21 protein-coding genes are annotated in these 21,166 nt (G+C 69.3%); 13 read left to right on the top strand and 8 right to left on the bottom strand.

Annotated elements, in window-relative coordinates; all coding sequences use genetic code 11:
• Positions 1-103: 103 nt before the first annotated feature.
• Both MFF21_RS03910 and MFF21_RS03915 read right to left on the bottom strand, forming a co-directional pair.
• Complete coding sequence (locus MFF21_RS03910) at positions 104-964, bottom strand: phosphoribulokinase (RefSeq protein ID WP_238309891.1); 861 nt, start codon at positions 962-964, stop codon at positions 104-106.
• A 43-nt stretch (positions 965-1,007) separates the two neighbouring features.
• Positions 1,008-2,057: a class 1 fructose-bisphosphatase gene (locus tag MFF21_RS03915; RefSeq protein WP_238309892.1), complete on the bottom strand. Its 1,050-nt coding sequence runs from the start codon at positions 2,055-2,057 to the stop codon at positions 1,008-1,010.
• A 175-nt stretch (positions 2,058-2,232) separates the two neighbouring features.
• Between MFF21_RS03915 and MFF21_RS03920 the strand changes: the two genes are divergently transcribed.
• Together MFF21_RS03920 and MFF21_RS03925 are read left to right on the top strand one after the other, a co-directional pair.
• A complete protein-coding gene (locus tag MFF21_RS03920) occupies positions 2,233-3,171 on the top strand; it encodes a LysR family transcriptional regulator (RefSeq protein WP_238309893.1) in 939 nt (312 codons plus the stop codon).
• Positions 3,168-4,406: an NAD(P)/FAD-dependent oxidoreductase gene (locus MFF21_RS03925; protein WP_238309894.1), complete on the top strand. Its 1,239-nt coding sequence runs from the start codon at positions 3,168-3,170 to the stop codon at positions 4,404-4,406. The genes MFF21_RS03920 and MFF21_RS03925 overlap by 4 nt, the downstream gene beginning before the upstream one ends.
• 9 nt (positions 4,407-4,415) lie before the next feature.
• Here MFF21_RS03925 and MFF21_RS03930 read toward each other — a convergent pair whose 3' ends face one another.
• A complete protein-coding gene (locus MFF21_RS03930) occupies positions 4,416-4,739 on the bottom strand; it encodes a helix-turn-helix domain-containing protein (protein ID WP_238309895.1) in 324 nt (107 codons plus the stop codon).
• Positions 4,740-4,987: 248 nt separating this feature from the next.
• On the opposite strand from MFF21_RS03930, the gene MFF21_RS03935 reads away from it, so the two are divergent.
• From MFF21_RS03935 to MFF21_RS03955, 5 genes are all read left to right on the top strand, one after another.
• Positions 4,988-5,473, top strand: a complete 486-nt coding sequence (locus MFF21_RS03935; RefSeq protein WP_238309896.1) for an META domain-containing protein — start codon at positions 4,988-4,990, stop codon at positions 5,471-5,473.
• Positions 5,474-5,659: 186 nt separating this feature from the next.
• A complete protein-coding gene (locus MFF21_RS03940) occupies positions 5,660-5,836 on the top strand; it encodes a hypothetical protein (RefSeq protein WP_238309897.1) in 177 nt (58 codons plus the stop codon).
• A gap of 289 nt (positions 5,837-6,125) precedes the next feature.
• The gene (gene cysK, locus MFF21_RS03945; RefSeq protein ID WP_238309898.1) at positions 6,126-7,109 is read left to right on the top strand and encodes a cysteine synthase A; all 984 of its coding nucleotides are present in this window, start codon (positions 6,126-6,128) and stop codon (positions 7,107-7,109) included.
• Positions 7,110-7,283: 174 nt separating this feature from the next.
• On the top strand, positions 7,284-7,610 hold the full coding sequence (locus MFF21_RS03950) for a hypothetical protein (RefSeq protein ID WP_238309899.1): 327 nt from the start codon (positions 7,284-7,286) through the stop codon (positions 7,608-7,610).
• Between the two features lie 4 nt (positions 7,611-7,614).
• On the top strand, positions 7,615-7,920 hold the full coding sequence (locus MFF21_RS03955) for a hypothetical protein (RefSeq protein ID WP_238309900.1): 306 nt from the start codon (positions 7,615-7,617) through the stop codon (positions 7,918-7,920).
• A gap of 16 nt (positions 7,921-7,936) precedes the next feature.
• Here MFF21_RS03955 and MFF21_RS03960 read toward each other — a convergent pair whose 3' ends face one another.
• The 3 genes from MFF21_RS03960 to MFF21_RS03970 form a co-directional block, all read right to left on the bottom strand.
• A complete protein-coding gene (locus MFF21_RS03960) occupies positions 7,937-9,280 on the bottom strand; it encodes an HlyD family type I secretion periplasmic adaptor subunit (protein WP_238309901.1) in 1,344 nt (447 codons plus the stop codon).
• Entirely contained in the window at positions 9,280-11,025 is a 1,746-nt protein-coding gene (locus tag MFF21_RS03965) for a type I secretion system permease/ATPase (protein WP_373324913.1), read from the bottom strand. Before MFF21_RS03965 ends, MFF21_RS03960 begins: the two co-directional genes overlap by 1 nt.
• 159 nt (positions 11,026-11,184) lie before the next feature.
• The gene (locus MFF21_RS03970) at positions 11,185-13,230 is read right to left on the bottom strand and encodes an OPT family oligopeptide transporter (RefSeq protein ID WP_238309903.1); all 2,046 of its coding nucleotides are present in this window, start codon (positions 13,228-13,230) and stop codon (positions 11,185-11,187) included.
• 121 nt (positions 13,231-13,351) lie between these two features.
• On the opposite strand from MFF21_RS03970, the gene MFF21_RS03975 reads away from it, so the two are divergent.
• The 6 genes from MFF21_RS03975 to MFF21_RS04000 all read left to right on the top strand — a co-directional run bounded on the left by MFF21_RS03975 (position 13,352) and on the right by MFF21_RS04000 (position 18,711).
• Positions 13,352-13,948: a DUF1989 domain-containing protein gene (locus MFF21_RS03975; protein ID WP_238309904.1), complete on the top strand. Its 597-nt coding sequence runs from the start codon at positions 13,352-13,354 to the stop codon at positions 13,946-13,948.
• Between the two features lie 274 nt (positions 13,949-14,222).
• A complete protein-coding gene (gntA, locus tag MFF21_RS03980; RefSeq protein ID WP_238309905.1) occupies positions 14,223-14,978 on the top strand; it encodes a guanitoxin biosynthesis heme-dependent pre-guanitoxin N-hydroxylase GntA in 756 nt (251 codons plus the stop codon).
• Positions 14,979-14,980: 2 nt separating this feature from the next.
• On the top strand, positions 14,981-16,000 hold the full coding sequence (locus tag MFF21_RS03985; protein WP_238309906.1) for a class I SAM-dependent methyltransferase: 1,020 nt from the start codon (positions 14,981-14,983) through the stop codon (positions 15,998-16,000).
• Between the two features lies 1 nt (position 16,001).
• Entirely contained in the window at positions 16,002-16,955 is a 954-nt protein-coding gene (egtD, locus tag MFF21_RS03990) for an L-histidine N(alpha)-methyltransferase (protein WP_238309907.1), read from the top strand.
• Positions 16,956-17,045: 90 nt separating this feature from the next.
• Positions 17,046-17,552: a ferritin-like domain-containing protein gene (locus MFF21_RS03995; RefSeq protein ID WP_238309908.1), complete on the top strand. Its 507-nt coding sequence runs from the start codon at positions 17,046-17,048 to the stop codon at positions 17,550-17,552.
• Between the two features lie 58 nt (positions 17,553-17,610).
• Entirely contained in the window at positions 17,611-18,711 is a 1,101-nt protein-coding gene (locus tag MFF21_RS04000) for a patatin-like phospholipase family protein (RefSeq protein WP_238309909.1), read from the top strand.
• Positions 18,712-18,729: 18 nt separating this feature from the next.
• On the opposite strand, the gene MFF21_RS04005 is transcribed toward MFF21_RS04000, so the two are convergent.
• Positions 18,730-19,377 carry a cysteine hydrolase family protein gene (locus MFF21_RS04005; protein ID WP_238309910.1) on the bottom strand — a complete coding sequence of 216 codons (648 nt, stop codon included), beginning with the start codon at positions 19,375-19,377 and terminating at the stop codon, positions 18,730-18,732.
• 491 nt (positions 19,378-19,868) lie between these two features.
• Complete coding sequence (locus MFF21_RS04010; protein WP_238310188.1) at positions 19,869-21,026, bottom strand: YihY/virulence factor BrkB family protein; 1,158 nt, start codon at positions 21,024-21,026, stop codon at positions 19,869-19,871.
• Between the last annotated feature and the right edge of the window lie 140 nt (positions 21,027-21,166).

A 21,166-nucleotide genomic window follows, 5' to 3' on the forward strand; every position in this document is an offset into this window, starting at 1 on the left:
GAGGGCCGGGCCGCCCGGCCCATTACCCGAACGGCGCGTCCGGGGTTAGCGCGTTCTCGCAACGCAATGTAGAGGCCCCATGCCCGGGCGACAGGGCAGCGCGTCAGGCCAGCCGCCGCTTGCGCTCCACCAGCTGCATGATGATCGGCGTCAGGATCAGCTGCATGGCGAGGTCGAGCTTGCCCCCGGGAATCACGATGGAATTCGCCCGGGACATGAACGAGCCCTGGATCATCGAGATCAGGTACGAGAAGTCGATGCCGCGGGGATCCTTGAAGCGGATCACCACCATCGACTCGTCCGCGGTTGGGATCCAGCGGGCGATGAAGGGGTTCGAGGTGTCGACGGTGGGCACCCGCTGGAAGTTGATGTCCGTCCAGGAGAATTGCGGGCAGACCGTCTGCACGTAGTCGGGCATCCGGCGCAGGATCACGTCGGTCACGGCCTCGGTGGAATAGCCGCGGGTCGAGCGGTCGCGGTGCAGCTTCTGGATCCACTCCAGATTGATCACCGGCACCACACCGATCTTCAGGTCGGGATAGCGGGCGAGGTCGACGGCGTTGTCGACGACGCAGCCATGCAGGCCCTCGTAGAACAGGAGGTCCGAGCCCGGCTGGAACGCCTCCCAGGGGGTGAACTGCCCCACGGGCACGCCGTAGCGGGCGGCATCCGCCTCGTCATGGGCGTAGGCCCGGGTGCGGCCGGTCCCGGTCTCGCTGTAGCTGCGGAAGACCTGCTCCAGCTCGGGCAGCAGGTTGGCCTTGGGCGAGAAATGGCTGAGCGTCGGCTCCTTGGCCATCATCGCCCGCATGGTGTCGCGGTCGAAGGCGTGGAAGCCGTCGCCCTCGATATAGACCGCGCTCACATCCTCCCGGCGGAAGATCTGCTCGAAGGTGTTGCGCACGGAGGTCGTGCCGGCTCCCGAGGAGCCGGTGACCGAGATGATGGGATGACGCGCCGACATCGCTGCTTGACGAACCTGGAACCCTGCGGGCGCGGCCTGACGCTCAGCTGCGCATCAGCCCGCGCTGGCCGAAGAGCGGCGAGCGCCCAGCCGCGGGCTGGCGCCCCTCATAGTACTTGGCGACGCATTCGACCTCGTCGACCGAGCCGAAGACCAGCGGCGAGCGCTCGTGGATCTTCGTGGCCACGATGTCGAGGATGCGGGACTGCCCGTCGGTTGCCGCCGCCCCGGCCTGCTCCATCAGGAAGGCGATCGGCGCGGTCTCGTAGAGCAGGCGCAGGCGGCCCTGGGCGTAGCCCTTCCGGTTGTCGCCCGGATAGAGGAATACGCCGCCGCGGATCAGCACGCGCTGGGCGTCAGCCACCAGGGCGGCGGTCCAGCGCATGTTGAAGTCGCGGTCGCGGGGGCCTTCGCTGCCGCGCAGGCAATCCTCGATGAAGGCGCGGATCGGCGTGTCCCAGTGCCGGCCGTTGGAGGAATTGATCGCATATTCGTTGGCGCTCGGCACCACCGTGATGGCGTCGTGGGTGAGGCGGAACGTCTTGGTCGAGCGGTCGAGGGTGAAGATCCGGGTGCCGTTGCCCAGCGTCAGCACGAAGGTCGTGGCCGGGCCGTAGACCACGAAGCCCGCGCCGGTCTGGGTGGTGCCGGGCGTCTTGAATGAGGCGTTCGGATCGCTCGGATCCGACACGACGGGGCGGATGCCGAAGATGGTGCCGACCACCATGCCGACCGCGATGTTCGACGAGCCGTCGAGGGGGTCGATCGCCACGGCGAGCGGCGCGCCCGGGTTGAGGACCATCACGTCCTCGGCCTCCTCGGAGGCGACCTCCGCCACAGGCGCCGCCTGCAGGGCCTGCGTGAAGCGCTTGTGGGCGATCACGTCGAGGGCCTTCTGCACGTCGCCGTCGCTGTTCTGCTCGCCCTGGGCGCCGAGATCGCCGGCGAGATAGCCGCGGCCCACCACCTCGCTCACGTCGATGGCGGCTTCGGCAATCGCCGCGACGGTCGCGGCGGTGTCGGCGAGGCGTGCATCCCGCGCGACCTCCGCGGACAGGTGGTCGGCGAGAGAGGATCCGATCGGCTGCGTCATCGTGGTGGCCGTTTCCTTCCCAGGCGCTCGTGAATCGGTTACGGCCACGCTCCGCGCGCCTCCGCTCCCGCCCATGTTATCCTGCGCCATAACCTGAGCACCAGCCGGCGCAAGCGGGTGGTGGAACGAATTCTAAAAAACTTGTGGTGCCGTGCAAAAAAACTAAAAGCAGGGCATGCGGAACTTGTCCCTGAAGCAGCTCCAGGCGGTCGCGGCCGTCGCCCGGCTCGGCACCATGACCCGGGCCGCCCAGGAGCTCAACGTCACCTCGGCCGCCCTCTACGCCCGCATCCGCCAGCTCGAGGAGGAGGCGGGGCTGCTGCTGTTCGACCGGACGCCCACGGGGCTGAAGCCGACCGATGCGGGCCGGGAGATGCTCTGGGCGATCAACAGCATCAACACGGTGCTCGAGACCTGCACGGACCGGCTGCGCACCCTCAAGGGTGGCGGCGGCGGCCGCGTGGCCATGGGCGTCGTCTCCACCGCCAAGTACTTCGCCCCGGCGATGATCGCGGGCTTCATGGAGCATCACCCGCAGGTCGAGGTCAGCCTCACGGTCGGCAACCGCACCGGGACGGTCGACGCCCTGCGCAACTACGAGATCGATTTCGCGATCATGGGGCGCCCCCCGCGGGACTTCGCCATCGAGGCGGAGATGTTCGGGCCGCATCCCCTCGTGCTGATCGCCTCGCCGGAGCATCCCCTGGCGGGCAAACGCGGCCTCGACCGCGGAGACATCGCCAATGAATCCTTCCTCGTGCGCGAGGAGGGCTCGGGCACGCGCTCGGTCTTCGAAGAATTCATGAACGGCGTGATGATCCGGCGGGCCAAGCTCGGGATCGACGCCGGCTCCAACGAGACCCTGAAGCAGGCGGTGATGGCCGGGCTCGGCATCGCCCTGCTTTCCGCCCACACCGTCGCCTCCGAGGTCGCCGCCGGCCGCCTTGTCCTGCTCGACGTGCAGGGCCTGCCTGTCCGGCGCGACTGGTACATCGTGCGCCGCTCCGACAAGGTGCTCGGGCCGGCGGCGGATGCGTTCTGGGACTACCTCGTGAAGGAGGGCGCCCGCTTCCTGCCCGATCTCGATATGGCGATGGCAGAGGCTGCACGATGAGCACAGTGGGGATCGTCGTCGTCGGCGCCGGCCAGGCCGGCTTCCAGGCGGCCGCCTCCCTGCGCGAGGCGGGTTTCAAGGATCCGATCACGCTGATCGGCGAGGAGACGGCGCTGCCTTACCAGCGGCCGCCCCTGTCCAAGGCCTATCTCGCCGGCAAGACGGATGCGCAGGGGCTGCTGCTGCGCCCGGCGACCTTCCTGGCCGAGCACGCGATCGGCCATCGCGCCGGCGCGCGCGCGGTGGCGATCGAGCGCGAGGCCCGGCGCCTGCGGCTCGCCGACGGCGAGAGCGTGGCCTACGACCACCTGATCCTGGCCACCGGCGCCCGCAACCGTCCCTTGCCCGTCCCCGGTGCGGATCTCGCGGGCGTCCACCAGCTCCGCTCCCTCGACGAGGCGGACGCGCTGAAGGCGCCTCTCTCCGCGGCAAAAGAGGTCGTGGTGATCGGGGCCGGCTTCATCGGGCTCGAATTCGCCGCGGTCTGCGCTGGGCGTGGCCTCGCCGTCACCGTGATTGAGGCGGCGGAACGGGTGATGGCGCGGGCGGTCTCGCGGGAGACCTCTGAAGCCTTCCGCGCCGCCCACGAGGCGGCGGGCATCGCCTTCCGCTTCGAGGCCGGCGTCACGGCGATCGAAGGGGAGGGGGGGCGCGTGCGTGCCGTCCTCCTCAAGGACGGCACGCAGCTTCCCGCCGATATCGTCCTCGTCGGCATCGGCGTCCTGCCAAACCAGGAACTTGCCGCGGAAGCCGGGCTCGCCGTCCGCGACGGCATCGAAGTCGATGCCCTGCTCGCCACCGCCGACCCGGCGATCTCGGCGATCGGCGATTGCGTCCGCTTTCCCACGCGCTACGCCGCGGGTTTCCCGGAAGGCGACCGCGTGCGGATCGAATCCGTGCAGAACGCCGTCGATCAGGGCCGCTGCCTCGCCGCGCGGCTGACCGGGCGGCCTGCCGCCTACGACGCGGTGCCGTGGTTCTGGAGCGACCAGGGCCCGCAAAAGCTGCAGATTGTCGGTCTCGGTCTGCCGGGCGACAGCGCGGTGACGCGGGGCGCCGGTGCGTCCCTCTCCGTGTTCCGCTTCCGCGACGGTGGCCTGAGCGCCGTGGAATCGATCAACCGCCCCGCCGACCACATGGCCGCACGGCGCATCCTGAGCGCGCGCAAATCCCTGAGCCCGGAGCAGGCGGCCGATCCGGGCTTCGACCTCAAGGCGCTGGCGATGGCGCCCTGAACGGGCGCCTCAGCGATCGTTCTCCGTGGTCAGGTCGTCGGCCCTGATGCCCTCGCCCCGACCCTGATCGGACAACCTGACGCCGGGCGAGCCGCCCTCGTTGGTGAAGACCACGCCCGCATGCATCAGGGCGCTGCGCAGGGCCTCGATCTGTCCGCTCGCGGGATCGCCCGTGCCCGCCTCGAAGCTCCGCACGAAGGAGGCGTCGAGGCCGAGCTTCTTCGCGAGATCCGCCTCCGACCAGCCGAGCAGCCCGCGCGCCGCCCGCGACTGGGAAGGTGCGATGGTGTTCGCCACATAACCGCTCGGCCCCGCCTCGTCCGACCCCGTCACGCCGTCTCTCCCTGTGATGTGGCTCTGCTCAAGCTAACCGCGCAAGCGGCGGGATCGTTGCAGGCCCGCAACGCGACGGCGGTGCCCGGATGCTCTTTCCCCGTGGAAGCATTCGCGCGGAGGACGCGCCATGCTTGACCACATTAAAGCTTGAATCTTATCCGATCCGCATGCCGTCGGAACCCGGTCCCGGGCTCCGGCGACATCCATTGCGACGCGATCGACGCGCGGAAGAAGGGGGTCTGACGATGAGAAGGATGCTGCTCGCCGCGCTGGCCGGCGCGTTTGCGATGGGCGCTGCGACGTCCGCGCAGGCGCAGATGAACCCGAGCGGGTTCGGCCAGGGCGGCCGCCAGGAGAAGAAGCCGCAATACGTGCCGCAGGCCAAGCCTCAGGAGAAGATGTTCCCCCTGGGCTCCACCTGGACGGCGGTGAGCCTCAACGGCAAGCCCTTCACCGGCTCGGACCGCCCGAGCTTCATCATCGATTCCCAATACCGCGCCCGCGGCTATGGCGGCTGCAACACCTTCGCGGCTACCGCCTTCCCTCTGCGCGAGCAGCACCTCGCGGTCGGTCCGCTGGCGATCAGCAAGAAGAGCTGCGACAAGGCGATCAGCGCCGTGGAGCAGGCTTTCTTCGTGGCTCTGCGCACCGCCGGCGCCTGGGACATGGTGGATTCGCAACTCGTGATCCGCAGCCCCAACGGCGAGCTGCGTTTCGACCGCGCCCTGTAAGCGTCGCTCCACACGACCGTTCTCTGCGACAGCGCGGCCCTTGTGGCCGCGTTTTGCGTGTTCGGCTTTACCCTTCGTTGACGACGATCCGCGATCGGCGGCGCAGGTTCATTCTTCTTCATGCCCCGACCGGCTCTCTAAGCCCCGCGGCCGGCGCGACCGGCCTTCACCGGCGGGAGCATCGGCATGGCGCGGGCGGATTCAGGGTCGGTGGCGCGGCTCGCCCCCCGGGCCGGTCGATTCGCCGAGAGCGGCTATGTCTACCTGCGCGGGTATGACCAGCGCGCCGCCTGGATCGCTGCGGGCATGCCCCTGCTCGGCACGCTGGCCCTGGTTTTCTCCGCCGTCTTCCTTGCGCGATGAAAAAACACGCTCGTTTCCAACACGAAGTCTTTGTCGCGCAGATGCACCGAATCATAGAAGAATATTCCAAGAGGCGCGATAGGCCGAGAACGCTCTGTTCGGGCGATCGTCGGACGCCAGGGCGGCACGGCGACCGGTAAACCTTTGCGATACCGTCCGGATTTGCTCCGGCCTCGACGGCTATCCGGAAATCCGCTAGGCGTCCCCTGCGACGGCATCCGGCGCGTGCGTGCGGCGCCCTGAAGCGGCCCGCGGAGCCCGCGCGATGCGGCCCAGGGAGTTCCACGAGATGGCTGACACAGCGACACAAACCTCCGACACGGCGCGCAAGCTCGGCCACGGCAGGATCTTCGGTTCGATCACGGAGACCATCGGCAACACGCCGCTGGTCCGCCTGAACCGCCTGACCAAGGAGCGCGGCGTCGAGGCCGAGATCCTGCTCAAGCTCGAATTCTTCAACCCGATCGCGAGCGTGAAGGACCGCATCGGCGTCAACATGATCGACGCGCTGGAGGCATCCGGCCGTCTGAAGCCCGGCGGCACCCTGGTGGAGCCGACCTCCGGCAATACCGGCATCGCACTGGCCTTCGTCGCGGCGGCCCGCGGCTATCGCCTGATCCTCGTCATGCCCGAGACCATGTCGATCGAGCGGCGCAAGATGCTCGCGTTCCTCGGCGCCCAGCTCGAACTGACTCCCGGCCCGAAGGGCATGAAGGGCGCCATCGCCCGCGCCGAGGAGCTGCTCGCCGAGATCCCGGACGCGGTGATGCCGCAGCAATTCTCGAACCCGGCCAACCCGGAGATCCACCGCAAGACCACCGCGGAGGAGATCTGGAACGACACCCATGGCGAGCTCGACGCCTTCGTCGCGGGCGTGGGCACCGGGGGCACGGTGAGCGGCGTCGGCCAGGTGCTGAAGCCCCGGCTGCCGAACCTGCGCGTCGTGGCCGTGGAGCCGACCGACTCTCCCGTGATCTCCGGCGGCCAGCCCGGCCCGCACAAGATCCAGGGCATCGGCGCCGGCTTCATTCCGGACAACCTCGACCGCTCCGTGATCGACGAGGTGATCACGGTCTCGAACGAGACCGCCTTCGAGACCTCGCGCCTGCTCGCCAAGCTGGAGGGCATCCCCGGCGGCATCTCGACGGGCGGCAACGTCGCGGCCGCGCTGGCGCTCGGCAGCCGGCCGGAGTTCCGCAACAAGCGCATCGTCACGGTCGCCTGCTCCTTCGCCGAGCGCTACATCTCCTCGGCTCTGTTCGAGGGCATCTGAGAGAATATGCCGCCTGCCGGAGCGGACATCCCTCCGGCGGGCCGGCGGCACCGGACAAGATTTTGAAAGGGGCGGAGCATCTCCGCCCCTTTTCGTTGGCCCGGACGGCCCGTCGCCGCAGTCGGCAACTTGCCCCATGAGGCGGGGTTGTCCCTCCAGACACGGAGGACAACCATGACGGAAGACCGCGAACGGCCGAACCTGAAGAGATTCGACGCCTATGCCGACCGCAACGGCCAGGATCTCGGCGGCGAGTCACCTCTGGATGTCGGCATCCCATCCCGGACCCAGACGGACCTGGCGAGCGAGCCGGACGGCCCGGCCGAGACCGCGCGCCTCGCTTCGGGCAAGCCGCGCCAGGATGCGACCGACCAGACCGAGGCCGAGACGCCGAACGATACGGTGCAGCGCCTCTCCGACCCGAGCAGCGGGAAACCGGGCGACGGGGCGACATCCGAGGCAATCGAGCGCGCCACCGCCGCCGTGGGCAAGGAGGACTGACGCCATGCCGGAGCGCCACGCGCCGACGGAAACCGTCACCCGCAAGCCCGACGACGTGGTCGGCAGCCGGGCCGACCACCGCAAGGGCGACGCCCAGACCGCGGAGCAGGCGGCGATCACCCAGCAAGGCACGGGCGGCCGCAGCGATTCCGAACGTCGGGGCGAGTGGGAGAAGAGCGCCCACGCCCCGGGCCGGCCCCCGCCCGCCACCGGTGGCGCCTCGGGCGGCCATGCCGACCAGAAGGCCGCTTCCGGCGGGGACGGCAAGGTCGCCGCCGGCCACTACAAGACCGAACGCGCCGAACGCTGAGGCAAGCCGGCACGCCTCAGCGTTCCTTCCAGGCCTTCGCCACCTGATCGGTGAGGGGCTTGGTGAGATAGGAGAGCACGGAGCGCTCGCCGATGCGCAGATAAGCCTCCACCGGCATGCCGGGCACGAGACGGAGGGCGCCCAGGGTCTCCTGGGCGCCGTCGCTCAGGCGGATCCGGGCGGTATAGAAGGGCTGACCCGTCTTCGGATCCTGGCTGACATCGGCGGAGACGCGGGCCACCTCGCCCTCGACCTCCGGTGTCGTGCGCAGGTTGAAGGCGGAGAAGCGCAGCATCGCCTTCTGGCCGAGGCGCACATTGTCGATATCCTGAGGCTGCACCCGGACCTCGACGAGGAGCTGGTCCGCCTCCGGCACGATCAGCATGGCCGGCTCGCTCGGCACCACGAGCCCGCCCACCGTATGCACACTGAGCTGATGGACCACCCCGTCCTGAGGGGCGCGCAGGTCGATGCGCTTGAGTTGGTCCTCCGCGGCGACCCGCTTCTCGGTGAGCTCCGACCAGCGGCCACGGATCTCGGCGAGGTCCTTGCCCACCTCGGTGCGCATGTCCTGGTCGATCTGAAGGATCTGCAACTCGGTCTCGGCGATCTTGCCGCGGGCGGAGGCCGTCGCGGCGACGAGCTGGCCGCGCTCGCCTTCGAGTCGGGCGGCGTCCCGCTCCAGCACGGTGACCCGGGAGAAGGGCACGAGATTCTTTGCGAAGAGCTCGCGCACGCCCTTCAGTTCCTGGCCGATCAGGGTGATCTCGCGATTCTTGGCCTCGGCCTGCTGGGTCAGGCCGCCGATCTCCTGACGCAATTGCTGGACGCGCTCGCGCAGCTGCGCCTTCTGGCCCTCGCGGGCCGAGACGCGCGACGCGAACAGCCGCCGCTCGCCATCGACGAGATGGGCGACGGTCGGGTCGCCGTCCGTGCGGGCGAGCAAGGCCACGGGGAACGGGATCGCCGCGGCCCCGTCGCGCTCGGCCTCGTCCCGGGCGCGACGGGCGGCGAGCTCGTCGAGAGCCTTCAGCAGGATGTCGAGATTGGCCCGGGTCTGGGTCTCGTCGAGGCGGACCAGCACGTCGCCGGCCTTGACCCGGCTGCCCTCGCGCACCCGGATCTCGCCGACCACGCCCCCGGTCGGATGCTGCACCTTCTTCACGTCGGATTCGACCACGAGCTGGCCGGGCGCGATCACCGCTGCCGAGATGTCGGTCAGCGTCGCCCAGCCGCCGATGCCGAGGACGAGCACCAGCCCGAGCCCAAAGGCGAGAGCGAGATGGCGGCGGATCGCAGGCAGCGCGATCGGCGGCGGCGCGAGGGCCGCCGCCAGGGGCGGTGCGGGGAACCGGCTCATCACGCGCTCTCCCGCAGGGCCGCCGCGGCGGTCATCGGGGCCGGCACGGGGGCCGGCGGAGTCCGCAGGACACGCCGCAGCACCTCCTCCTTCGGCCCGAAGGCCTGGATCCGGCCTTCCGCCATCACCAGCACCGTGTCGACGGCCGCGAGGGCGCTCGGACGGTGGGCGATCACGACACAGATGCCGCGGCGGCGGCGTATGCCGAGGATCGCCTCCGTCAGCGCGGCCTCGCCCTCGGCGTCGAGGTTGGAATTGGGCTCGTCGAGCACGACGAGGAAGGGATCGCGGTAGAGGGCGCGGGCGAGCCCGATGCGCTGACGCTGGCCCGCCGACAGGCCGGCGCCGGATTCTCCAATCCTGGTGTCGTAGCCCTCGGGCAGCCGGAGGATCAACTCGTGTACGCCCGCGGCCCGGGCGGCGGCGATTACGGCCTCCGACGAGGCTTCGGGCTCGAAGCGGGCAATGTTCTCCGCTACGCTTCCGGCGAACAGCTCGACCTCCTGCGGCAGGTAGCCGAGATGGGCGCCGAGCGCCGTGCTCGACCATTGGTCGAGGGCTGCGTCGTCGAGGCGGATCTTGCCACGGACCGGCGCCCAGACCCCGACGAGCGCCCGGGCGAGGGAGGACTTGCCCGAGGCGCTCGGCCCGATCACCCCGAGACCCTGGCCGGCGGAGAGGGTGAAGCTCGCCTCCTGCACCACGATGCGCTGCACGCCGGGGGGCGCCAGGCTCACCGCCTCGACGCCGAGCGTTCGGACGGGCGCCGGCAGAGCGTGCGGCACCGGCTCCGCGGGGAGCCGCGCGAAGAGATCGGCCAGGCGGTGCCAGCTCTGCCGGGCGGCGACGAAGCCCTTCCAGTGGGCGATGGCGAGTTCGGCCGGGGCAAGGGCCCGGGAGACCAGGATCGAGCTCGCGATGATGATGCCGGCGGTGGCCTCGTTGTGGATCACGAGCCAGGCGCCGAGCGCCAGCACGCCGGATTGCAAGCCGGTGCGGAAGACCTTGGAGCCGGCTCCGAAGCCGCCGGTGACGTCGGCGGCCTGCTGCTGGGCCTGTCCGTAGTCGCGGTTGGCGCGCGCCCAGCGCCCGCCGATCCGGTCGCGCATGCCCATGGCCGCGAGCACCTCGGCATTGTGCCGGGCGGCCTCGGCCAGGGCGTTGCGCTGCTGGGCATGGGTGGTGGCGCGCCGGGTGGGCTCCCGCGTCGCCCGGTCCGTGAGGACGGTGAGCGCCACGAGCACCAGCATGCCGGCCAGCGCGGCCACGCCGATCAGCGGATGGAACAGGAAGCAGATGACGAGATAGACCGGCATCCAGGGCAGGTCGAACAGGGCCGAAGGGCCGCCGCTGGCGAGGAAGGCACGCAGCTGGTCGAGATCGCGTAAGGGCAGCAGCCCATCCCCGCCGATCCCCCCTCTGAGCGGCGCGCGCAGGACCACGTCGAGGACGCGCCCGCTCAGGGCCTCGTCGAGCGCCGCACCGATCCGGGCGAGCACCCGCGTGCGGATCGCCTCCAGCACGCCCTGGAACGCGTACAGCACGAAGGCCAGCACGCAGAGCCCCACAAGCGTCGGCACCGACCGGCTCGGAATGACCCGGTCGTAGACCTCCAGCATGAAGAACGAGCCGGTGAGGTAGAGCAGGTTCACCAGTGCGCTCATCAGAGCAACGCCGACGAACGCAAAACGACACCGGTCAAAGGCCGAGGTGAGCTCGGAGGAACCCGTTCTTGCAGTCACCACAGGAGCGTCCGGCGATGTCAGGAGAACCGGAACGACGACGCGCCGACGCTGCGTGCATCCTCGTTTCCGTGTCATCCAGTGTGATTTCGCATCAGCCTGGGCGAAATGTCTTAAGGATCTGCGAGGGAAGACGGCACGATTACTGAAGCCGGCTCTCCTTCATCCCGCAGAGGCTCGTGCGCGATCACGGGCGCGGTTTCCTCCCTGCCGTCCTTCGGCCGGTGACACGACGACCCCATAGAAGACGGCGATCGTCACGAGAAAGACGGCAGATCCCAGCCAGGCCGCATAAGGCCCGAAATCGGGTCCCACCAGCGCGAGGGACGAACTACGGCCCGTGACGGTGTCGGCCCCCGCCAGGACCACGCCGACCACGCTTTCGCCCACCAGAAACCCGGAGGACAGCAGGACGCCGCGCCGGCGCGCCAGCGCGGATCTCTCCTCCGCCTCGTCCGGCCCTGCCTTCATCCGCTGTAGCCGGTGCTGCGTGAGCCAGCCCAGCACCCCGCCGATCGCGATGGTCACCACCACCTCCAGCGGTAAATACATGCCGATCCCGACCGTCAGTGCCGGGAAGGAGCGCCCTCCTTTGCGCAGCCGCGCTTCCAGAGCCACCAGGACGATGCCGAGCCCGGCACCGATGAGCACCATTCCCCAGGGCAATTCCCCGCGCACGATTCCGCCGGCGATCTGCGTCATCAGGGCGGCCTGGGGAGCCGGCAGGGCGTTGCCCGCTTCCATGCCCTCCCGCGGCAGGACATCCCCGAAACCGTAGGCATTGAAAAGCAGTTCGAGCAGCGGCGCGATCACCAGGGCGCCCACCGTGACGCCGATGGCGAGCGCCACCTGCTGGCGCCAGGGCGTGGCATCGACGAGCTGTCCGGTCTTGAGATCTTGCAGATTGTCGTTGGCGATCGAGGCGGTGGTAACGATGACCGCAGCGATCAGCAGGGAGAGGGCGATGACGAAGCGCTCGCCTTCCGGCCCCGCCGCGCGGCCGATCAGCAGCGGCAGCAAAACGGCGCAGAGAAGCGTCGTCAGGATGCCGATCCCCGAGATCGGGCTGGAGGAGGAGCCGAGCAGACCGGCGAGATAGCCGCAGGCCGCGGCCATCAGGAAGCCGAACAGCACCGCGAACAGACTTGCGGCGGCGACGAGCACCAGGCGCAGGCTGCCGAGCTGCGCCTCCGCGCTGAAATCGGAGAAGAGCCAGGCGAGCGGCAGGGCGAGCAGAACGGCGCTGCCCGCGACCCAGGTGATGGGCAGGTCGCGCTCCTGGCGCGGCAGACTCCGCATCGACCCGCCACCCTTCGCGGCGCGCAGCGCCGAGCGGATGCTGCCGAGGATCTGGCCGCCCAGGGAAACCACGGTCCAGACCGTGCCCACCGCGATGATGCCGGCGCCCATCAGGCGCACCTTGTCCGACCAGACGGCGCGGGCCACAGCCTCCGGGTCGCCGGTTCCGTTCCCGTGGCCGAGGGCGGTCAAGACCGGCACGGCGATGCCCCAGGCGATCGCCACGCCTGCGAGCAGGGCGAGGCAGGCGCCGAGCCCGACGAGATAGCCGATGCCGACCAGCGCCGGAGAGAAGCCGGTGGCAAGCCGCAGCAGGGCGGCACCGAAGCTCAGGGTCGCATGGGCCCCGTCGGCGAGCACGCGCAGACCCGTGGTGGCGAGCCCGATCGCGCCGCCGGTCCCGGCCGCGCCGAGCAGGAGGCGCAGGCCGCCGCTGTCACCGGCCTCTCCGGCCTTCAGCACCTCCGCCGCGGCGACGCCCTCCGGGAAGGGAAGGCCCGCCTCGAGGACGAGCGCCCGGCGCAGGGGGATCGAATAGGCGAGCCCGATCAACCCGCCGATCAGGCAGACGGCGGTCGTCTGCCAGAACGGGAAGCCATGCCAGTGGCCGATCAGCACGAGGCCCGGCAGCACAAGGATCACGTTGCACAGGGTGCCCGCGGCCGAGGCCTGGGTCTGGACGATGTTGTTCTCGAAGATGTTGGCGTCCCCGAACACCCGCAGCAGGCCCATCGAGAGCAGCGCGGCCGGGATCGAGGTCGAGAAGGTGATGCCGGTCTTGAGGCCCATATAGAGATTGGCCGTCATGAACAGGACGGTGATGACGGTGCCGAGGGCGAGGCCGCGCAGCGTCAGTTCGGCGGCATGCCCCGTTGCGGAAGCGGGGCGTGAATCGGGGCGGGCATCCAAATCGGCGGTCTCCGTGTCCGCCCGATTCCGGTGGAATGAGGCCTCGCCCCGGGAACCACGCCGCGCCTGCCCCAGATCCCTTGTCGCGCTTCCTACGGGCGCGAGCAGGAGAGATGCGTTCATGAGCCAGCCGGTGCGCCACGAGATCCCGCCCCGCTCCGGGGCGGCTTTTACCCTGGAGCGCGGCCAGCGGCTCACGGTGATCGATCCGATGGGCGAGCAGGTCGCCGACCTCGTCGCCTTCCGCCGCGACGACCTCGACGAGGTGATCTCCTCGGGCCGCAGCATCGACTACGCCTCGCGCATCTTCCTCACCAAGGGCGACCCGATCTACTCGAACCGCTCCAGCGTGCTCCTGCGCATCGTCGAGGACACGGTCGGGCGCCACGACTTCCTGCTCACGCCCTGCTCGGCGGACACCTTCCGGATCATCTACGGCGAGGAGCATCCCCATCGGGGCTGCCACGGCAACCTCGCCGCCGCCCTCGCGCCCTATGGGATCGGCCCCGATCGCATCCCCGTCGCCTTCAACGTGTTCATGCATGTGACCGTCGACGGGCAGAGCGGCGAGATCGCCGTGCGGCCGCCCCTGAGCCGGGCGGGCGACCGGGTCACCTTCCTAGCGGAAGCCGACCTGATCGTTGGGCTCACCGCATGTTCAGCGCCGCAATCGAACAACTTCTCCTTCAAGCCGATCCACTACCTGATCGAGGCGTGAAGAACCTGCGACAATGCAGTGCAGATTTTGCACGTCACCGCGCCTCTATGCCGCGCCTCATCAAGAAGATTTTCCAGAGAAAGCGGAAGCGTAACCTGGTGGACAATCCTGCCTCGGCCGGAACAATACCAAAACCACGTGGTTCCCTGGCAGATCATCTGCGCTGAACGTTGGGTGACGCGCGGTCGACTGTCGCTTCTTCTGAAACCATCTTCATCGGGCCGCGCTGCTGCCGGACCTGCGGTCTTCGCTTGCCCGCGTCATACGAGGTGTCATGCTGCTGCCTATCGACGACGCCCGTCACCCGCTCGCCGAGCGCTTCCGGCATTTCATCCGGCAACAGCCCTTCCCCTGCGTCGGCGCCAAATCGGCCCTCTCCCGTGGCCGGTTGAGGGTCATCGTCGCCCGCGATATCCAATCCGGCGGCGATGACAGCCGCATCTACCCCGCGCTGCTCGCCTTCATCAGCCGCTACCGCGAGCGGCGCGAGCTGTTCCAGAGCTTCGCCGTGGTGTTCGAGACGGCGCAGAAGCTCTCGGAGGAGGCTTTCGAGGCGGCGCTTTGGGCGCGCATGCAGGCGCTGTCGGATTACGACAGCGGCATCGGCCACCGGCACGACCCGCGGGTCGCCGCCGACCCGGCCGACCCGCATTTCTCGATGAGCCTGGGCGGGGAGGGGTTTTTCATCGTCGGGCTGCATCCGGGCGCGAGCCGCAAGGCGCGGCGCTTCGAGGCGCCGGCGCTCGTGTTCAACCTGCACGATCAGTTCGAGCGCCTGCGCGAGGAGGGACGCTACACGCGCATGCGCGAGTCGATCGTCGAGCGCGACATCGCCTGGTCGGGCTCCCCCAACCCGATGCTGGCGCAGCATGGCGAACGCTCGGCCGCCCGCCAGTTCAGCGGCCGGGCCGTCTCGGACGACTGGGTCTGCCCCTATCGCCGCCGGGAGGACGGCGCGACCTGGGACGCGCAGCAGGTCGCCGCCGACCTGCGCTCGGGGGCCTTCCTGGCCGACCAGATGGAGAGCTGAGGATGCTGCAGACCGAAGCGAGGATCACCGGCGCCACCACGCTCGAGACCGGCTCCCGCGACGAGGGTCGGCAGGACGCGCTCCTGGACTTCGTCCGCGCGGTGCGCGCGAGCGGCTACACCTTCACCACCGTGACGCCCGCCACCCACGCCCGGGTCAATGCCCGGCCCGAGAATGCGACCGCCCGCTCCCTGCGCGACGTCCTCGGCTGGAGCCGGCCGTTCCGGCCCGAGCTGCTGCCCACGGAATTGACGCGGCTGATGGACCAGGCGGGCGTGCTCCGGCGCGGACAGGGGCCGGACGGCGCCCTGCTGAAGGCGGCCATTCGCCTGTCGAGCCTCGACGGTGAGCTCTTCCTGCACGCCGCCTATCCGTCGCTCGCCGCGGATTCCGTGTTCTTTGGCCCCGACACGGTGCGCTACGCGCAGGCCGTGCTCGACCACCTGGAGGTACGGGCGCGCGCGGGTCTGCCGGCGCCGCGGCGGATCGTCGATATCGGCTGCGGCTCCGGCGCCGTCGGCATTCTGGTCGCCAAGCGCCTGCCCGAGGCAGAGGTGGTCCTCGTCGACATCAACCCGGCGGCCCTGAGCGCCGCCCGCGTCAATGCCCGCCTTGCCGGGGTCGAGAATGTCCGCCCGGTCCACAGCGACATGCTGCGCGACGTGGAGGGAGCGTTCGATCTCATCGTCTCCAATCCGCCCTTCATGGTCGATGCGGGCGGGCGTGCCTATCGGAACGGCGGCGGCATCCTGGGGGCGGGCCTGCCCCTGCGCGTGGTCGGGACGGCGACGGAGCGCCTCGCCCCCGGCGGCAGCCTCGTCCTGTTCACCGGCTCGGCCATCGTCGACGGGCGCGACGGCTTCCGCGAGGCCGCTCGCGGCCTCTGCGAGGAGGCCGGGCTCGACTGGTCCTACCGGGAGCACGACCCGGATGCCTATGGCGAGGAACTCGACGACCCGGCCTATGCAGAAGCGGAACGCATCGCCCTCGCCGTGCTCACCGTCACCCGGAAGGGGCCTTGAGATGGCGGAGCCTGCGATAGGCGTAGCGGGGGCCTTCCTCCGCGACGCACTCGACGGCCTCACCCGCGATCCGAAGACGCTGCCCGGAAAGTATCTCTGGGACGATACGGGCTCGGACCTGTTCGACCGGATCTGCGCCCATCCCGACTACTACCCGACGAAGCGCGAGATGACGCTCCTGCCCGGGGTCGCCGCGGAGGTAGGAGCAATCATCGGCGCGGGAGCCAGCGTGATCGAGTTCGGGGCGGGGGCAAGCCGCAAGATCCGCACCTTGCTCGATGCCCTGGAGGCCCCGGAAGCCTATGTCGCCCTCGACATCGCAGGCGACTATCTGGAGGCCGCGATCGCGCGCCTTGCGCCGGACTACCCTTCCGTCGCCATGACGCCGGTCCGCGCGGATTACTCGAAGCCGATCCGGCTGCCGGCAGGACTGGCGGGCCCGAACGTGCTGGGCTTCTTTCCCGGCACCAGCATCGGCAACTTCACTCCGCGGGAGGCAACGGCCTTCCTCGCCCGGGCCCGGGACACGCTCGCGCGGGAGACGCAAGGGAGAAGCCGCTTCCTCGTCGGCGCCGACCCAACCCGGGATCCCGGCCGCCTGCGGCGCGCCTATGGCGAGTCCGGCGGCCTGATGGCCGCGCTCCACCTCAACCTGCTCGCCCGCCTGAACCGGGAGCTCGGCGCCGATTTCGATCGCGACAATTTCCATCACGAGGCGCGGCTCGCCGAGGATCCGTTCCGGGTCGAGGCGCATCTCGTGGCGCGGAAGGCCGCGACCTATCGCCTGGGCGGCCAGGCCATCGCCTTCGCGGCCGGGGAGAGCATCCGCACCGACACCTCGCACAAATACGCGCCCGAGGCCTTCCAGGCGCTGGCCGGAAGCGTCGGATGGACCGCCGAGCGGCTGTGGCTCGATCCGGAGGGCGGATTCAGCCTGCATCTGCTGAGCGGCTGACGCTCAAGGTACGGCGCCGAGGCCCAAGGAACTTGTTCGGCTGCCGATGGATCTCCCGAGACCCGAAACCACGACAACGATTGGCAAGCTATGACGATCGATACGCGTGAGATCTTTGTCACCGCGCTCAAGAACACGCATGCGCTCGAGTTGCAGGCGCTGCAGATCATGGAGCGGCAGGTCGAGCGGCTACAGAACTATCCCGAGATGGAGGATGCGCTGCGCCGGCATATCGAGGAGACCCACGGGCAGCGCGACCGCCTGGAAGAGGTGCTCCAGAGCCTCGCCGAGAGCCCCTCGCGCCTCAAGGAGGGCGTGCTCGGCTTCGTCGGCAACGTGATGGCGCTCGGTCACACCCCGGCTCAGGACGAGATCCTGAAGAACGCCTATGCCAACCACGCCTTCGAGAATTTCGAGATCGCAGCCTACACCTCGCTCCTGGCCATCGGCGAGGCCGCGGGTCAGCCCACCCTCACCGGCCTCCAGCAATCGCTGAAGGAGGAGGAAGCGATGGCGAAGGTGGTGCGCGACCTCGTGGTCCCGACCACCCGCCGCTACGTCGAACGCACAACGGCCGGCGAGAAGGCCGACCGCTGATTCCATCGCGAGCCGCCTCTCCCGCGCGGCACGGGGACCGGACGCTTCAGGAGCCAGGATGCCGGAGACGATCGCGGAAGGGAGCCGGGCTCCGGCAGGGCAGGAGGCCACGATCGCGCACATCGCTCGGCCATCGCTCCCGAACGGGCAGGGCAGGTTCGCCCTGGTGTTCGGGGGCGGCAACGCCCTCGGCGCCTATCATGCGGGCGCCTATGAGATCCTGGAGCGGCAGGGCTTGCAGCCGGACTGGGTCGTCGGCGCCTCGATCGGCGCCGTCACCGCCGCCATCATCGCCGGCAACGCCCCCGGAGAGCGCGTCGCCAAGCTGCGGCGATTCTGGCACGAGGCTGCCCAGCACACGGCGCCGAACCTGATCGACGCCCTGAAGCCGCGCCAGTTCTACAACGGCCTGCACGCGCTCCTGGCTTTGCTCTACGGCCGGCCGAGCCTCTATCAGCATCGCTTTCCCGGCCTGTGGTCTGCCCTGCCGTGGCTCCCGAACGATGTCGCGCTCTTCGACAATCGGCCGCTCCTGCGTACCCTTGCGGAGCTCGTCGACTTCGAGCGGCTGAACAGCGGGAAGATCCGCCTGACCGTCGCCTGCGTCGATATCGAGACCAGCGATGAGGTCACCTTCGACAGCACGTGCCAGGAGATCCGGCCGGAGCATATCCTGGCGAGCACCGCGATCCTGCCGGCCTTCCCGCCCGTCGAGATCGAGGGACGCCAGTTCTGCGATGCCGGCTACGTCAACAACCTGCCGCTCGATCCGGTTTTCGCGAACGAACCCGACGACGATCTCCTTTGCATGGCGCTCGAGCTGTTCAGCCCGCGGGCGCCGCGTCCCGCCTCCCTGGATGCGGTTCTGGAGCGGGCCAACGACATGATCTTCTCCAGCGCCGGGCGTCGCAGCATGGCTGCGCTCGCGCGGGAATATGCGCTGCGGCAGAGGCTCCAGCCGGACGGGCCGAAGGTGCGGCTTCTCCACCTCGCCTACCGTGCAACCGCTGACGAACTCGCCGCCAAGAGCTTCGAGTATTCGCCCTCCTCGATCCGCGACCGCTGGGAGGCCGGCGGGCGCGACATGGACCGCGGCCTCGCCCTGCTCCTGGAGAGCCGCCCGTCGGAGAACCGCTTCGCCTACCTGCCGCTGACCTGACGCGCCGGAGCCGGGGGATCACCGCCAGCGGTCGAGGATCTCGTCCGTGGTCAGCATCTCGACCTGATGGCCGTAGCGCATCCGATAGATGACCATCAGCGCGTCATGGGCCTCGTCGCAGGAACTGCACAGGGCATCGCCCGCGAGCAGGACGCGGTAGCCGAGATCGATGGCCCCGAGCACGGTGGCCAGGACGCAGACCTCCGTCTCCGCCCCGGTGACGACGAGGGTGTCGACGCCCCGGGCCTGCAGCGCGGCGTCGAGACCGGTGCCGATCCAGGGCGAGTAGACGCGCTTGTCGAGGACCCTGGCCGGGGGCACGAAGCGGGCGAGATTCGGCACGAGGTCGATCATGCCGGGGTCGAGGTGATCGCGCGTCATCGACGCCCAGCGCTCGTAATAGCTCGCCCAGGTGCCCCGTCCCTCACCGGGATGAGCCGCCGGCACGAACCGGGTGAAGACCGTGCGCTCGGGATGGGCCTCCACCAGGCGGATCACGCTCGGCAGGATACGCGGAAGCCAGGATGTCTCCCAGTCGGTTTGCTCGGCGAACATGCGCTGCATGTCGATGCAGAGATGCACGCATCGCTCCGCGAGGGGGCCGAGGTCCTTCCGCTCGCCGCCCGAGGCGGAAGGGCCGATCAAGGGAATTCGGGTCGCGTTCATCGCCTCTGCCCGGCGCCGGAAATCCGCGGCGCCGTCTTTCGACCTGTTCTGGGTGCACCGAGAACCATGGGCGACAGGGCCCCGTTCCGGTCTTCCAGGAGACGGAAAGATCGGTTTCGGACGGGCCGCGCCTCACGCGCCGCCCCCCAAAACAGAGGCGCCCGCCGATCCTTCAGCGGGCGCCCGAGATGATCACACCTGTGCGATGCAACAAGATGAAGTGTCTAGTGGAAGACGCCGAAGACCCACAGGAGCAAGATGATCGGCAGCGGAATCCCGATCAGCCACAGCAAGCCACCCTTGAGCATGGTTTCCTCTCTCTCGTTTCGGTCGAGGGCCACGATGCGCCTCTTCGTCAGGAATGACGAACGAGGCCATGAAATCGTTCCCTCGCTCTTGCCCCGCTTCGCACATCATCATGTGGATGCTTGAGAGGCCTGACCAAAAATCTTCCTGTCTTATGCTCCGAGCCTACCGTCACACGCATGCGATCAGCTTGCCGCGCCGACCGTATCCGCCATGCGGGCCTCGCGCTCGCCGAGGGGCCGAGGGTGCCCGACGGTCGTGTCCTTCGCCGTCTGGTGCTCCATCTCCGCGTTCACCTGCGCGCCCAGCAGCACGATCGTGGTCGAGATCCAGATCCAGGTCATGAAGCCGATCGCGGCGCCGAGGGACCCGTAGGTCTGATTGTACTTGCCGAAATTGGCGACGTACCACGAGAACAGCAGGGAACCCGCGAGCCAGAGGAAGGCGGCGAGCATGCCCCCCGGTGTCACCCAGCGCCAGCGCGGCGCGTCCCGGCTCGGGCCGTAGCGGTAGAGAAGCGCGAGACCGCCCATCACCACCAGGAACAGGACCGGCCAGCGCAGCAGCGCGAGCCACCACGCGTTCTCGCTGAGGCCGATGGTCTGCAGGATGATCGGCACCGCGACGATCGAGCCGAGCGCACCGAGGACGAACAGCAGCGCCCCCGCGGTGAAGCCGAGGGAGATCAGATTGAGGATGATGAAGTTCCGCTTCTCGCGCTCGTTGTAGACGATGTTGAGCGCGTCGAAGACATGCTTCATCCCGCCATTGGCGCTCCAGACCGATAGCCCGACACTGACCAGCAGGGACAGGCCGAGGGTCGTGTTGCCCTTCTCGTTGAGGCGCTTCACCTGCTCGCCGACGATCTCCAGGGCGCCCGAGGGCAGCACGCCCTGGAGCGAGGCCAGGTTGTCGTTGATGGTCGAGGCATCGGCGATCAGGCCGTAGAGCGACACCAGCGCCGCGATGGCCGGAAAGATCGCGAGCAGGGCGAAGAAGGTGACCCCGGCCGAGACCAGCATGAGGCGGTTCTCGCCCACGTCGCGATAGGTGCGCATCGCCACGTCCTTCCAGCCCAGGCGCGGGATCTCCGTGGGGCTCTCGGCGCGGCGGCCCCGCTCGGGTTCGGACCGTGCCACGTGATGCGCCCGCGCCCCCTCGACGGAGGGAGAGGGCTTGTGTGGGCCCTCGGAGGCGCTTCGGGGCGGTCGGTGGTCGGCTGGGGCGCGCCGAGGCCGGAACGCGATCCCGATCAGCGCCACGGCGGTCGCCGCGGTCCAGAGCAGGGAACCGGCCCCACTGGGCTCCTGTCGATCGATGCTGTCCTCTGCCGCGCCGGCCATGGCTTCCTCGGTCACACCTCGTTGCGTCCCATCAACCCGGCTGGCCACGATTTGTTTGCCGCGCGTCGCCACGCCGATGGCGAGAGCGAGACGCCTGCAAACTTGACGATAAAAGGCAGGAACAAAGATCCTCGCCGGGA

It is taken from the genome of Methylobacterium organophilum (genome assembly GCF_022179465.1).
GTDB lineage: Bacteria > Pseudomonadota > Alphaproteobacteria > Rhizobiales > Beijerinckiaceae > Methylobacterium > Methylobacterium organophilum.